The sequence below is a fragment of the Luteimonas flava genome (genome assembly GCF_036584485.1).
Lineage (GTDB): Bacteria > Pseudomonadota > Gammaproteobacteria > Xanthomonadales > Xanthomonadaceae > Luteimonas > Luteimonas flava.
In genome coordinates this window covers 472558-486455 of sequence record NZ_JAZHBM010000001.1, presented here as the reverse complement: position 1 = coordinate 486455, position 13898 = coordinate 472558, and the positions used below count along the sequence as shown (strand labels likewise).

General features: G+C 67.4%; 11 protein-coding genes. 8 read left to right on the top strand and 3 right to left on the bottom strand.

Going from position 1 to position 13898, the window contains the following annotated elements:
- Positions 1-139 precede the first annotated feature (139 nt).
- Complete coding sequence (locus tag V3391_RS02205) at positions 140-1726, bottom strand: M28 family metallopeptidase (RefSeq protein WP_332077689.1); 1587 nt, start codon at positions 1724-1726, stop codon at positions 140-142.
- A gap of 260 nt (positions 1727-1986) precedes the next feature.
- Here V3391_RS02205 and V3391_RS02200 point away from each other — a divergent pair, with 260 nt between their 5' ends.
- Positions 1987-3219 (top strand): dipeptidase, encoded by a 1233-nt coding sequence (locus tag V3391_RS02200; protein WP_332076789.1) that lies wholly within the window; start codon positions 1987-1989, stop codon positions 3217-3219.
- A 271-nt stretch (positions 3220-3490) separates the two neighbouring features.
- Here the strand turns inward: V3391_RS02200 and V3391_RS02195 are convergent, their stop codons facing one another.
- Positions 3491-4795 carry a porin gene (locus tag V3391_RS02195; RefSeq protein ID WP_332076788.1) on the bottom strand — a complete coding sequence of 435 codons (1305 nt, stop codon included), beginning with the start codon at positions 4793-4795 and terminating at the stop codon, positions 3491-3493.
- Between the two features lie 291 nt (positions 4796-5086).
- On the opposite strand from V3391_RS02195, the gene pstS (V3391_RS02190) reads away from it, so the two are divergent.
- The 7 genes from pstS (V3391_RS02190) (at position 5087) to rnt (ending at position 12665) form a co-directional block, all read left to right on the top strand.
- Positions 5087-6121, top strand: coding sequence for a phosphate ABC transporter substrate-binding protein PstS (pstS, locus tag V3391_RS02190; protein WP_332076786.1), 1035 nt, complete (start codon positions 5087-5089; stop codon positions 6119-6121).
- 794 nt (positions 6122-6915) lie between these two features.
- Positions 6916-8010 (top strand): phosphate ABC transporter substrate-binding protein PstS, encoded by a 1095-nt coding sequence (gene pstS / locus V3391_RS02185; RefSeq protein WP_332076785.1) that lies wholly within the window; start codon positions 6916-6918, stop codon positions 8008-8010.
- Between the two features lie 168 nt (positions 8011-8178).
- Entirely contained in the window at positions 8179-9153 is a 975-nt protein-coding gene (gene pstC / locus V3391_RS02180; RefSeq protein WP_332076784.1) for a phosphate ABC transporter permease subunit PstC, read from the top strand.
- Positions 9153-10043 carry a phosphate ABC transporter permease PstA gene (gene pstA / locus V3391_RS02175; protein ID WP_332076783.1) on the top strand — a complete coding sequence of 297 codons (891 nt, stop codon included), beginning with the start codon at positions 9153-9155 and terminating at the stop codon, positions 10041-10043. The genes pstC and pstA overlap by 1 nt, the downstream gene beginning before the upstream one ends.
- On the top strand, positions 10036-10890 hold the full coding sequence (gene pstB / locus V3391_RS02170; RefSeq protein ID WP_232136124.1) for a phosphate ABC transporter ATP-binding protein PstB: 855 nt from the start codon (positions 10036-10038) through the stop codon (positions 10888-10890). Before pstA ends, pstB begins: the two co-directional genes overlap by 8 nt.
- Before the next feature lie 112 nt (positions 10891-11002).
- Complete coding sequence (gene phoU, locus V3391_RS02165) at positions 11003-11707, top strand: phosphate signaling complex protein PhoU (RefSeq protein WP_332076782.1); 705 nt, start codon at positions 11003-11005, stop codon at positions 11705-11707.
- Positions 11708-11990: 283 nt separating this feature from the next.
- Positions 11991-12665, top strand: coding sequence for a ribonuclease T (gene rnt, locus V3391_RS02160; protein WP_332076781.1), 675 nt, complete (start codon positions 11991-11993; stop codon positions 12663-12665).
- A gap of 13 nt (positions 12666-12678) precedes the next feature.
- On the opposite strand, the gene V3391_RS02155 is transcribed toward rnt, so the two are convergent.
- Complete coding sequence (locus tag V3391_RS02155) at positions 12679-13809, bottom strand: metallophosphoesterase (protein ID WP_332076780.1); 1131 nt, start codon at positions 13807-13809, stop codon at positions 12679-12681.
- Positions 13810-13898 lie beyond the last annotated feature (89 nt).

Here is a 13898-nt window from a genome sequence, read left to right as displayed (position 1 = left end):
CCCTGAAGCTTCAGTCGTCATCCCAGCGAAAGCTGGTATCCATCTTCGCTGTAATGCCCCAGATCAAAATGGGCCCCAGCCTTCGCTGGGGCGACGGAATAGAGTTTCAGGATAGGCACATCAACCCCGCTCTATCGAATCACTCATCCCGCTCGGTAAACGGCTTCCGCGGCAGACGCTCGTCGCGCATCGCCGCGTGGTACGCGAACGAGGCGATGATCGCCGCGGCCTGCTTCAGGTCATCCGGCACGACGTGATCGTAGGTGTCGAGATGCGTGTGATGGACGTGGCTGAAGTAGTCGGCCGGGTCCTGCACGAACTGGAAGCCCGGCAGACCGACGCGGTCGAACGAGATGTGGTCGGTGCTGCCGGTATTGCGCGTCGTCACGACGGTCGCGCCGAGATCGGCGAACGGCTCGAGCCAGGCGCGGAACACCGGCACCGCGGCGTGGTTTTCCTGCGCATAGATGCCGCGGATACGGCCGGTGCCGTTGTCGAAGTTGAAGTAGGTCGAGAAGCGGTCGAAGCCGGCGCGGCGCTGCAGCGGACCGGTGCCGCGCTGGAACGCGCGCGGCAGTGCAATCTGCTCGGGATCGGTCGGCGCCGGCCAGTCGGCCAGATACTTGGCGACATAGCCGGCCGAGCCGTGCAGGCCCTGCTCTTCGCCGCCCCACAGCGCGATGCGGATGGTGCGCTTCGGCCGCGCGTCGATCGCTTTCAGAATGCGCATGGCCTCCATCATCACGACCACGCCCGCGCCGTTGTCGGCTGCGCCGGTGCCGGTGTGCCAGGAGTCGAGATGTGCGCCGATGATCACGCTCTCGTTGGCCTTCGACGTGCCGCGCAGCTCGGCGAAGGTGTTGGTCGCCGGCAGATCGGCATCACTGGTGAAACGTGCCTGCACGTCGATGCGCAGGCGCGGCGCCTGCTTGTTGTCGACGGCGCGCACCAGCTGGTTGTAGTGCTCGGCGGCGACGACGAGATCGGGCACGCCTTCGGGATCGCCGGCCTTGCGGCCACCGCCGCCCATCACACGGACGATGCCGTTGTCCCAGGAGCTGATCGACAGCGTCGCCAGCACCCCTTCCTCGGCGAAGAAGGTGTTGAGCGCACGCACCAGTGCCTGGCGCTTGCGGTACTCGTCGAGGCGCTTGTTCTGCGCTTCGGGATCGCGGTCCTGCGGCACCGGGAAGGTCTGCAGCTCGCCGAGATCTTCCTCGGTGTGGCGGCGGAAATCGGGCTTGTCGGCCGGCTTGTAGGGGCGGGCCTCGTCGAGCAGCACGATCTTGCCGGCGAGCTTGCCGCGCTGCTTCTCGATGTCCTCGACGGTCTTGAACGTCGCGCGCACGAGCTCGCCTTCCACCGGTCCGTCGGTGCCCGGCGTCCACGCCTTGGGCAGCGCGTGGATCGGCAGTTCGCGCGGCGCGAGCAGCTCGACACGCGAGGCGCGGAACTCCCAGCCGCGGCCGAAGGCGGCGTCGTAGACCTCGTCGTGCACGTTGGTCAGGCCGTAGCCGCTCAGCTTGTTGCGCGCCCATTCGCTGGAGCGCACGTAGGCCGGCGAATTGGTCAGGCGCGGACCGATGGTCTCGGTCAGCTCCTTGAGATTGGCCGCGACCTGCGAGCGGTTGAAGGCCTCGTGGCGGATCTGCGCGACGACATCGAGATCGACAGGCTCGACCGTCTGCGCGAAGGCCAGGCACGGCACCAGGGCGACGGCGGCCATGGCAGCCTGCAGCAGGCGGATACGGTTGGATTGCGGCTTGCTCACGGAACTCCCCGGAATGAACGGAACGAGGACCCGCGATGCACGACGGGCCCGTAGCGACGCCGCCTGACGCGGCGCGGCCGCCCATGCTACGCGCTGCCCGCGCCGCAGGCGCGGTGCACGACGGCACTTGACCGTGCGGCCCGGGCCCGTCGCCGCATGCATCCCGGTGGCGCGGGATGCGACCATCGGGGTGAACCCATCACCGACGCGCCCGCATGAAACCACTGCTGTCCGGTCTCGCCCTCGCCCTCTCGCTCGCCTGCGCGCCCGCGCTCGCCGACGACGCCGTCTCCACGGAAGCCCGCGCCCTGCACGAACGTATCCTCACGCTCGACAGCCATCTCGACACGCCGAGTTTCTTCGGCCGCGACGGCTGGGACATCCTGCAGCGCAACGACACGCCGCCGACCGCCAGCCAGGTCGATCTGCCGAAGATGATCGAAGGCGGGCTCGACGGTGGCCTGTGGGTGATCTACACCGGCCAGCGCGGGCGAACGCCCGAGGACGATCGCGCGGCGCGCGATGCGGGCCTGGTGCGGCTGGTCGAAATCCGCGAACTGCTGGCCGCGCATCCCGACACCTTCGAACTCGCGCTCACCGCCGACGACGCGCCGCGCATCCGCGATGCCGGCAAGCGCGTCGTCTACATCAGCATCGAGAACGCGTCGCCGCTCAGCGCCGATCCTTCATTGCTCGCGCTGTATCACCGTCTCGGCGTGCGCGTGCTCGGCCTGGTGCACACCTCGAACAATGATTTCGCCGATTCGGCGAGTACGCCGCCGGAATGGAACGGGCTCAGCGACAAGGGCCGCGCACTCGTGGCCGAAGCCAACCGGCTGGGCATCGTGCTCGATCAGTCGCACGCGTCGGACGCGGTGTTCGACCAGCTGATCGCATTGTCGAAGGCGCCGATCATCCTCAGCCACACCGGCGCCGACGCCATCCACGAACATCCGCGCAACATCGACGATGCGCGCATCCGCACGCTGGCCGAGCACGGCGGCGTGATCCTGGTGAACTCGCTGGGCAGCTATCTGATCGACACCGGCGCCACCCCGGCCTACCAGAACGATCTGCGCGCGTTGTACGAGCGCTTCGGCGGCCGCGCGAATCTGAGCGAAGCCAACTACGCCGAGTTCGATCGCCTGCGTGGCGAATTGGACGCGAAGCACGGCCTGAAGAAGGCCACGCTCGACGATTACTTCGCCCATATCCTGCACATCATCGAGGTCGCCGGGCCCGAGCACGTCGGCTTCGGCGCGGATTGGGACGGCGGCGGCGGCGTGGTCGGTCTGGAAGACGTGTCGGACCTGCCGAAGATCACCGCGCGGCTGCTCGAGGCCGGTTACACCGACGCGCAGATCGAGGCGATGTGGAGCGGGAATCTGCTGCGCGTGATCCGGGAAGCGCAGGCGGTGGCGGAGCAGGACGTGGCGAAAGCGCGCTGAGCAGCTCCTTCCTCCGCACAGCGGGGAAGGCTGGCATGGGGGCGAACGGTCAGATCGTGTGATGCACCTCACGCACGTGTATCGCTCGACTAGACACCGACAGGACGTGAAGGTTTGCACCCAGCCAACCCTTCCCCGCTTCGCAGGGAGGGCTTCTGAACGCGCGCGGGATGCAGGCGCCGCTGTCGCCGGTTTCGCGAGTCCGATCCATTGACACGCAAAAGCCCGCGGCTCGCGCCGCGGGCTTCCGACGTTCACATCTTCGCTTTGATCAGAACGAGAACTGGGTACGCAGCGCGTACTGGCCGGTCTCGTCACCGGTGAAGGTGTTGTCGCCCTTGGTGTAGTTGAACATGAAGCGCAGGTTCGGATTGACGTAGTAGTTCATGCCGACGATCCAGCTGCTGACGTCCATGTTGCGGATGTCCTTGTTCTCGACCGTGTCGTAGCGCGCGGTGAGTTCCCACAGGCCCTTGTCGGCCACCTTGGGCGACGCGAAGATGCCGTTGGCCGGCTTGTAGGCCTTGTGGCCGCCGTTGAGCAGCCAGCTGCCCTGCACGTACCACGTGGCGACATCCTGGTCGGCGCCGAGCGGACGGCCGTAGGTGGCGTTGGCGTATTCGGCCTGGAAGAACAGCGGGCCGAACGAACCGGCGGCTTCGACGCCGACCGCGGTGACCTGGTTGCGGCTGAGCGCGGTGGTCGTGGCGATGGTCTGCGCCGGGCCGCGGCGGCCGGCGTAGTTGGCCGCGAAGGTCAGGTCGGCCGAGCCCTGGTTCACGTTCTCCTGGCTGGCCCAGCCGCCGAAGTGCAGCGTGCTGTCTTCGGTGTTGATCGGCGCGAAGGTGAAGCGGCCGGCTGCGCCGACGCCTTCGTTGCGGCTGCCCGAGGCGCTGCGCAGGTTGAACACCGACAGGCCCGCGGTGTAGTTGCCGTCGGCGCGCATGTAGCCCACGCCCTGCTGGAACTGGCGGCCGTTGAACAGGCCCGTGGCGCTGGAGAACGGACGCTCCATCATCAGGATCTCGTTCGAGCTGGTCAGCTCTTCCATCGAGCGGTAGGGCTTGAAGTGACCGATGGTGAACTTGCCGCCCAGCGCCGACTTGGCGATGTAGACGTCGCGGAAGCCGTCGAGGCCGCTGCCGGCCGCGAAGTCCTGTTCGAACTTGTAATCCCAGCCGTAGGCCTTGCCCTGCAGCGTGATGCGCGCGCGGCGGAACTCGGTGGTGCCGGTGGTCGCGGCCTGGTCGCGGTCGAAGGCGTAGGCATCGAAGTGGATGCGGCCGCCGGCAGAGAACTCGAACTTCTTGTCGGCCGAGGTGACCTTCAGGCCACCCTTGGTGTCGACGACCGGCATCGTGGTCGCCATCTTGTCCAGGCTCTCCTGCGTGCCGATGTTGATGTCGGACTGCGCATCGGTGCGGACTTCGAGCGCGTCGATCTTGGCCTGCATTTCGGCCAGCTGCGCGCGCAGCGCGGCGACTTCGGAGTCCCGGTTCTGGCTCTGGGCGGCTGCGGAGAACGAGACGGACGCGACGGCAAGTGCGACGGACGCGGCCAGGATGGAATGACGCATGGTGGATTCCCGAAGAGAGTGAGGATTGGATCGCCCGCCGCGCGCAGGCCACGCCGGCTCCGACCGTCGTGGCGTTAAACGCCCGTTAGCGACAGGTGCGCAGCCTGCGCAGGTTTGCTGACACTGCGATGGCATCCGCATGACAGTCCGGTGACAGCCCGTCCGCGGCCTGCGGCGATGCGCGCCGGCACACGTCATCGGGCGGTCATCGACCTGTCGCGGAAATGTCATGCGCGCTGCGTTGAATACGCCTCGCGGCGACACAGGCCGTCCAACACTCCAGGGAACCCCATGTACGCACTGCTCAAGAACCGGGTCGCGGCTGTCGCGCTGTCGACCACGCTGCTGGCGACCACGTTCGCCGCTCCCGCCATGGCCAACGACGTGACCGGCGCAGGCGCATCGTTCGTCTATCCGGCCATGACCCGCTGGTCGGCCGACTACCGCACCGCCACCAGCAAGCAGATCAACTACCAGTCGATCGGTTCGGGCGGCGGCATCGCCCAGATCAAGGCCGGCACCGTGGACTTCGGCTCGTCCGACGCCCCGCTGCCGCCGGAAGACCTGGCCAAGTCCGGCCTGGTGCAGTTCCCGTCGGTCATCGGTGGCGTGGTGCCGATCGTCAACGTCGAAGGCGTGGCCGCAGGCGCGATGAAGCTCGACGGCGACACGCTGGCGAACATCTTCCTGGGCAAGATCACCCGCTGGAACGACCCGGCGATCGCTGCGCTCAACGGCGGCATCACCCTGCCCGACGCGCGCATCACCGTGGTCCACCGCTCGGACGGTTCGGGCACCACCTTCAACTTCGTCAACTACCTGTCCAAGGTCAGCCCGGACTGGAAGAACGGCGTCGGCGAAGGCACGACGGTCAAGTGGCCGGTGGGCATCGGCGGCAAGGGCAACGAAGGCGTCGCCGCCTACGTGAAGCAGATCAAGGGCGGCATCGGCTACGTCGAGCTGTCGTACGCGCTGCAGAACCGCCTCGCCTATTCGCGTCTGAAGAACGCGGCCGGCAACTTCGTCAATCCGAGCGAAGAGACCTTCTCCGCCGCCGCCGCCAGCGCCAACTGGGGCGCAAGTCGCGACTTCTTCCTGGTGATGACGAACGCACCGGGTGAGAACTCCTGGCCGATCACCGCGACCAACTTCATCCTGATGCACCGCCAGCCGCGCAACCGCGCCAGCGCCAAGAACGCCCAGGAGTTCTTCCGCTGGGTCTACGCCAACGGCGGCGAGCAGGCGCGCGCCCTGGGCTACGTCCCGCTGCCTGCGCCGCTGGTGCAGCAGATCGAGCGCTACTGGGCCGAGAACGCCCGCTACTGATCCAGCCCGGCCGGCGCGTCCAGCGATGCGCCGGCCGGACGTGATGCCAGAACAGATCTCTCTCCCCATTTTCCTCCGCGGGCCTTCGGGCCCGTTTTTTTTTTGATTTCTGGCGGGACGGGGTTTGGTCGAAGGTGCGCTCGCGGGAAAGCGCGGAGGGGGTGCTTTCGTGCCAGCCACGTCGCGCTTCCCTACCCAGCGCGAGAGACATCGGCACTCACCCGACGCGCGATGCGCGTCGACCCCGGATCAAGTCCGGGGCAGGCTATCTCCCGGTGGGAGAGGTGCTGGTCATTTGCGATCTTTGAGCGTGCGGTTTGAGCCCCTCTCCCCTCGGGAGAGGGGTTGGGGTGAGGGCTGAAGCTCGCGCAGTTCCTGATTTTTGGACCGAACCTTGCGCAGCCGAAATGATAGGACCGTGTCAAGTGAAGGCTGGCGTTCGAGTCCACTTTCAGCGCATCACCTCAGCCCTCACCCGCCGCGCTTCGCGCGGCGACCCCGGATCAAGTCCGGGGCAGGCCCTCTCCCGGAGGGAGAGGTGCTGTTCGTCTGCGCTCTTCGAACCGCTGCAATTCCCATCTCCCTGAGGCTCGCGGATCGCACGCTTCCGCCGTCAACCCCGTGTGAGCCCCCGATGTCCATCCCGCGACATCCCGGCACCGCGTCCCATTCCGCCCGCCCGGTGCAGCTGTCATTCATCCAGATGGCACGCGTCATACGGCTGTAACAAAAACATCATTTCATGTGCGGACCGAGGCGACGCCATGCGTTGCCGCACTCAATTGGAGCCACGCATGTCCCGTCAGACGATCCGGATCGGTGCCCTCGCGCTGTCCTCGCTCATCTTCCTCGCCGCCTGTGGTGGCAACAGCGCGGACGCGCCGGCCGGTCAGGCCGCCGAAGGCGCTCCGGGCGCCGCACAGCCGGCCGGCGACCGCGTCGCTGCCGAGATCTCGGGCGCCGGTGCATCGTTCATCTTCCCGCTGGTGTCGAAGTGGTCGGCCGACTACAACGCCGCCACCGGCAACAAGGTCAACTACCAGTCGATCGGTTCGGGCGGCGGCATCGCGCAGATCAAGGCGGGCACGGTGGACTTCGGTTCGTCCGACAAGCCGCTCGACAGCGCCGAGCTGCAGGCCTCGGGCCTGGGCCAGTTCCCGTCTGCGATCGGCGGCGTGGTGCCGGTGATCAACGTCGACGGCCTGCAGCCGGGCCAGCTGAAGCTGACCGGTTCGCTGCTGGCGGACATCTTCCTGGGCAAGGTCGCCACCTGGAACGACCCGGCGATCGCCGCGCTCAACCCCGGCGTGACCCTGCCGGCCGGCAAGATCAGCATCGTCCACCGCTCGGACGGCTCGGGCACCACGTTCAACTTCTCCAACTACCTGTCGAAGGTCAGCGAGTCGTGGAAGTCGACCGTCGGCGAAGGCACCTCGGTGCAGTGGCCGTCGGGCGTGGGTGGCAAGGGCAACGAAGGCGTCGCCTCGTACGTGCAGCAGATCAAGGGCTCGATCGGCTACGTCGAACTCGCCTACGCGCTGCAGAACAACATGCCCTATGCCTCGCTGCAGAACGCGGCCGGCAACTGGGTGCAGCCGAGCGAGGAAAGCTTCGCCGCCGCCGCCGCGACCGCCGACTGGGCGAGCGCGCAGGACTTCAATCTGGTCATCACCAATGCGCCCGGTCCGGACGCGTGGCCGATCACCGCGACCAACTTCATGCTGATGCACAAGCAGCCGAAGGACGCCGCCCGCAGCCAGGCCGCGCGCGACTTCTTCAAGTGGGCATTCGAGTCCGGCCAGGCGCAGGCCAGCGAGCTGCACTACGTGCCGCTGCCGGCCGAGCTGGTGCAGCAGATCGAGGCCTACTGGGCGGCCGAGTTCAAGTGATGCAACGTCCCGCGCCCGCGCATGCGGGCGCGGCCACGGATCGTCATCCCGGCGCAGGCCGGGATCCAGTGACTTGATCGCGCTCCCACGCACACGGTCACCGGATTCCGGCGTTCGCTGGATCAACGGATCCACACCGCTCCGCGGCTCTCCTCCACCGGACCTCCCATGAACGCCGCCACCCTCCACGCCGCGCCACCGGCTCCGAGCAAACGCGACATCCGCGATGCGCGTGCCGACCGCCTGTTCAAGATCGTCCTGACCGCCACCGTCGTCTTCGTGATGCTGGCGCTCGCCGGCGCCGCGTTGTCGATGCTCTGGGGCGGTCGCGATGCCCTCTCCTCGCAGGGCCTGTCGTTCTTCACCACCGCCGACTGGAATCCGGTCGAGAACCGCTACGGCGCACTCGCGCCGATCGTCGGCACCATCGTCACCGCGCTGATCGCGATGATCATCGCCGTGCCGGTGAGTTTCGGCATCGCCTTCTTCCTGACCGAGGTCGCGCCGCGCTGGCTGCGCGGGCCGGTCGGCACCGCGATCGAACTGCTCGCGGGCATTCCCTCGATCATCTACGGCATGTGGGGCCTGTTCGTGCTCGTGCCGGTGATGACCACCTACATCACGCCGTGGCTCAACGACACGCTCGGCGAGGTGCCGTATCTGGGCGCGCTGTTCCGCGGTCCGCCGCTGGGCATCGGCACACTGACCGCCGGCTTCGTGCTCGCGATCATGGTCATTCCCTTCATTTCGGCGGTCATGCGCGAAGTGTTCCTGACGGTGCCCACGCGCCTGAAGGAATCGGCCTACGCGCTCGGCGCGACGAAGTGGGAAGTGAGCTGGGACATCGTGCTGCCCTACACGCGCTCGGCGGTGATCGGCGGCGTGTTTCTCGGCCTCGGTCGTGCACTCGGCGAGACGATGGCGGTCGCATTCGTGATCGGCAATTCGGTGCGCCTGACCCCGTCGCTGCTCGAGCCCGGCACCACCATCGCCGCGCTGATCGCGAACGACTTCGGTGAAGCCACCGAGACCTACCGTTCGGCGCTGCTGCTGCTCGGTTTCGTGCTCTTCATCGTGACCTTCGTCGTGCTGGCCATCGCCCGCCTGATGCTGATGCAGCTGGCCCGCAAGGAGGGCAAGTAATGGCCGTCGCCACCGTCACCGAACGCGAGCGCCAGGTTGCCGACCGCCTGTACGCGCGCCGTCGCCTGCAGAACGGCATCGCGGTCTTCATGGGCTGCCTGACGGCCGCATTCGGCCTGTTCTTTCTCGGCTGGATCCTGTGGACGCTGGTGTCCAAGGCCGCCGGCGGCATCAACCCGGCACTGTTCACCCAGATGACCCCGCCGCCGATGGTCGAGGGCGGTCTGCTCAACGCCTTCTTCGGCAGCGCGGTGATGTGCGGCCTGGCGATCGCGATCGGCACGCCGCTGGGCGTCGCCGCCGGCACGTGGCTCTCGGAGTTCGGCCGCGCTCGCAAGGCCGGCATCGTCGTGCGATTCATCAACGACATCCTGCTGTCGGCGCCGTCGATCGTGCTGGGCCTGTTCGTCTACACCGCGTTCGTGATGACCACAGGCGGCCGTTTCTCGGCGCTGGCCGGCTCGATCGCCCTGGCCTTCATCGTGTTGCCGGTGGTCGTGCGCACGACCGACGAGATGCTGCAGCTGGTGCCCACGCAGATGCGCGAAGCCGCGCTGTCGCTCGGCGTGCCGCAGTGGAAGGTCGTGGTGCAGGTGCTCTATCGCAGCGCATCGGCCGGCATCGTCACCGGCGTGCTGCTCGCGCTGGCGCGCATCTCCGGCGAAACCGCACCGCTGCTGTTCACCGCATTCGGCAATCAGTACTGGAACAACAACATCATGCAGCCGATGGCGAGCGTGCCGGTGGTGATGTACCAGTACGCCGGCAGCCCCTACGAGTCCTGGCAGCAGCTGGCCTGGGCCGGCGCGCTGGTGCTCACCTGTTTCGTGTTGCTGGTCAGCCTGGGCGCCCGCGCCATTTTGCTGCGCAACAAGATCACCCATGACTAATCTCAGCCTGGACCCGTCCATGAACGACCTCCACACCGCTCCGTCGCAGCGCATCCAGCTCGCGACGCACGCGCGCACGCAACTGGCGCCGACGCCGGTCAAGATCGCCGCGCGCGGGCTGAACTTCCACTACGGCGATTTCCACGCGCTCAAGAACATCGAGCTGGAGATTCCCGAAAAGCGCGTGACCGCGTTGATCGGTCCGTCGGGCTGCGGCAAGTCGACGCTGCTGCGCATCTTCAACCGCATCTACGCGCTGTATCCGAAGATGACCGCCAGCGGCGAACTTCTGCTCGACGGTGAGAACATCCTCGCGCCGAAGTACCCGATGAACCGTCTGCGTTCGAAGGTCGGCATGGTGTTCCAGAAGCCGGTGCCGTTCCCGATGACGATCTTCGAGAACGTGGCCTACGCGATCCGCCACCACGAGAAGCTGTCGAAGGCCGAGCTCAACGTCCGCGTCGAGCAGGCGCTGACCCAGGCCGCGCTGTGGACCGAGGTCAAGGACAAGCTCAACCAGAACGCACTGGGCCTGTCCGGCGGCCAGCAGCAGCGCCTGTGCATCGCACGCGCCGTCGCCCTGCGCCCGGACGTGCTGCTGCTCGACGAACCGACGTCGGCGCTCGACCCGATCTCTACCAGCCGCATCGAGCAGCTGGTCGAGGAACTCAAGGTCGACTACACGATCGTCATCGTGACCCACAACATGCAGCAGGCGGCGCGCGTCTCCGACTTCACCGCCTTCATGTATCTGGGCGATCTGATCGAACACGACACCACCGAGACGATCTTCTCCAATCCCTCGAAGCAGCAGACCGAGGACTACATCACCGGTCGCTTCGGCTGACGCAGGCCGGCTTGCGCGGCATTGCCGCGTGGCCGGACGGGCGCAATCTGCCGGTTCGCAGTTGACCCAAGCTCCACTCGCACATCGTCGCCACTCTTCCAGGTTCCCCGCCATGCCCAACCAACTGAACGACCACATCGTCAAGAGCTATGACGAAGAGCGCAGCCGTCTGACCAACGAGATCCTGCGCATGGGCGAGATGGCCGCCGCGCAGCTGGAATCGGCGCTGGACGTCGTGGAACGCCGCGACGACAAGGCCGCCGAGCGCATCATCGCCAACGACGAGGCGATCGACGCGCTGGAGCACGAGGTCAGCCAGGACGTCATGAAGCTGGCGCTGCGTGGCCCGATGGCGCGTGACCTGCGCGAGATTCTCTCCGCCCTGCGCATCGCCGCCGACATCGAACGCGTCGGCGATTACGCCGCGAACGTCGCCAAGCGCTCGACCGCGCTGAACCTCGCGCCGCCGCTGCCCTACACGCGCGGCCTGACGGTGCTCGGCGAACTCGCGGTGCGGCAGATGCGCGAAGTCCTCGTCGCGTTCCGCGACAGCGATCCGGCGGCGGCGCAGCGCGTGCGGGCGCAGGACGCGGAGATCGACACCGTCTACACCGGCCTGTTCCGCGAGCTGCTGACCTACATGATGGAAGACCCGCGCGCGATCACGCCCTGCACGCACCTGCTCTTCATGGCGAAGAACATCGAACGCATCGGCGACCACGCGACCAACATCGCCGAGAACATCTGGTTCATGGTCAAGGGTGACGAGCCCCTGCCGCCGCGCGACAAGCGGGATTTCACCAATACGGTGAGCTGATCTTGATGCGTTGATGCGTGCCGTTTGCGATGCGGACGGCGCCGGTCGGGCCGCGGCGCGGCGTGGAGTTGCGGGTGGGCGGACGCCCGCATGACCGCCCGTCTCTGAACGCGCCTCCCGCTTCGCTGCATTTCCAGCGCTGTCCAACCCACGAGAATGACCTGCAGCAGGCGAGCTTCTGCCGCGCCCGGTCGCGCGCCACTGTCTGGAAAAGGATCTTCAGCAGCGTGCGTCGGGCCCCGCGGACCCGGCCCGATCACCTGGCTCTGCTAGGCTTGCACGCATGAGTGAAGCCGCAGTACCCGCCCCCGCATCGACCGACGATGCCGCGTCGCCCCATCTCCCCATGTCCCGCCGGTTCCGCGGCTTTCTGCCAGTGGTCGTCGACGTCGAAACCGGCGGTTTCGAATCGCGGCGTCACGCGCTGCTGGAAATCGCGGCCATCCCGCTGAACATCGACGAGGACGGCAACCTCGTGCCCGGCGCGCCGGTGCATGCGCACGTCGAGCCCGCGGACGGTACGCACATCGATCCGCAGTCGCTGGAAGTGACCGGCATCGACATCCACCATCCGTTCCGGTTCGCGAAGCCCGAGCGCGATGCGCTGGACCACATCTTCAACCACGTGCGCAACGCGGTGCGTCACCACGAGTGCCAGCGCGCGATCCTGGTCGGTCACAACGCGCATTTCGATCTGGGCTTCATCAACGCCGCCGTCGCGCGTACGCAGCACAAGCGCAACCCGTTCCACCCGTTCAGTGTGTTCGACACCGTGACGCTCGCAGGCGTGGCCTACGGGCAGACGGTGCTCGCGCGCGCTGTGCAGGCGGCGGGCCTGCAATGGGACCAGGCGCAGGCGCATTCCGCGCTCTACGACACCACGCTGACCGCGCAGCTGTTCTGCCGGATCGCCAATGCGTGGCCGAAGACGGCGGCGCCGGCTGCGGCCGCCGACTGAGTCCGCGCGCCGCTCAGACCTCCGCGCGGCGCAGGGTGAGCACCGTGATCTCGGACGGCACGCCGATCCGCGTCGCGAAGCCGGGCCATAGACCGGCGCCGTTGCTGACGTAGAGCTGCATGCCGTCGACCGGATACAGACCGGACACGAAGCCGCCGTTCGCGCGCGCCACCAGCCGGTCCATGCCGACGATGTGCCCGCCGTGCGTGTGTCCCGAGAGCTGCAGCACGACGCCGCGCTTCGCGTTCTCGCGTGCCTCGACCGGGCGATGGTCGAGCAGCACGATCGGCGCCTGCGGATCGGCACCCGCGATCGCGGCATCGATGTCCGGCAGCGCCTGCCCGTAGCGCGCGGCGACGGGATCGGTGACGCCGGCGATCGTCAGCGCCGCGCCGTCGCGTTCGACACGGACGTGCGCGTTCTCCAGCACCGCCATGCCCATCGCGCGGAACGCGTCCATCCAGTCCCGGTATACGCCGTAATACTCGTGATTGCCGGTGATCGCGATGACACCGTCCGGCGCACGCAGATCCGCGAGCGGGCGCACGTCATTCGCACGCGCGGTCACGCTGCCGTCGACGAGATCGCCGGTGATCACGATCAGGTCCGCCTGCTGCGCATTGGAGGCGGCGACCACGCCGGCGACCCAGTCGCCGGTCAGCAGTCGGCTGGCGTGGATGTCGGTCAGCTGCAGCACGCGATAGCCGTCGAAGGCCTGCGGCAGGCCCGCGATCGGCACCTCGATCTGCCGCACCTGCGGCACCACCATCGCCCGCCACGTGCCGTAGGCCGACAGCAGCAACGCCAGTACCGCCACCCCCGGCCGCAGCCACGGGCCGCGCAACGTCGCGAGCGCGCCGCGCCGACGCAGCGCCCAGAGCATCAGCGTCACCACGTCGAGCAGCAACACGAACAACGCCGTCAGCAACAGCGCGATGAAGCCCGTGCCGAGCGCGGCGATGACCAGCTTCGGCAGCTCCGGCGACGCCATGCTGCCGGCGAAACGCGCGACGATGCGATGGTGCAGGGCCAGCCCGTAGACCAGCACCGCGAGTCCCGCGCGCACCGGCCACGGAAGACGCAATGGAAACACCACACGCAGGACCAGATAGGACGCAAGCACGATCGCGACGACACTCAGCACAGGCTTTCCCGGGACAGTGAGAAGCGGTCCGTGCGCGACGGACCGACGTGGGGTCGGCCATGGTCGGCGATGCCGATGACGCGCGCCAG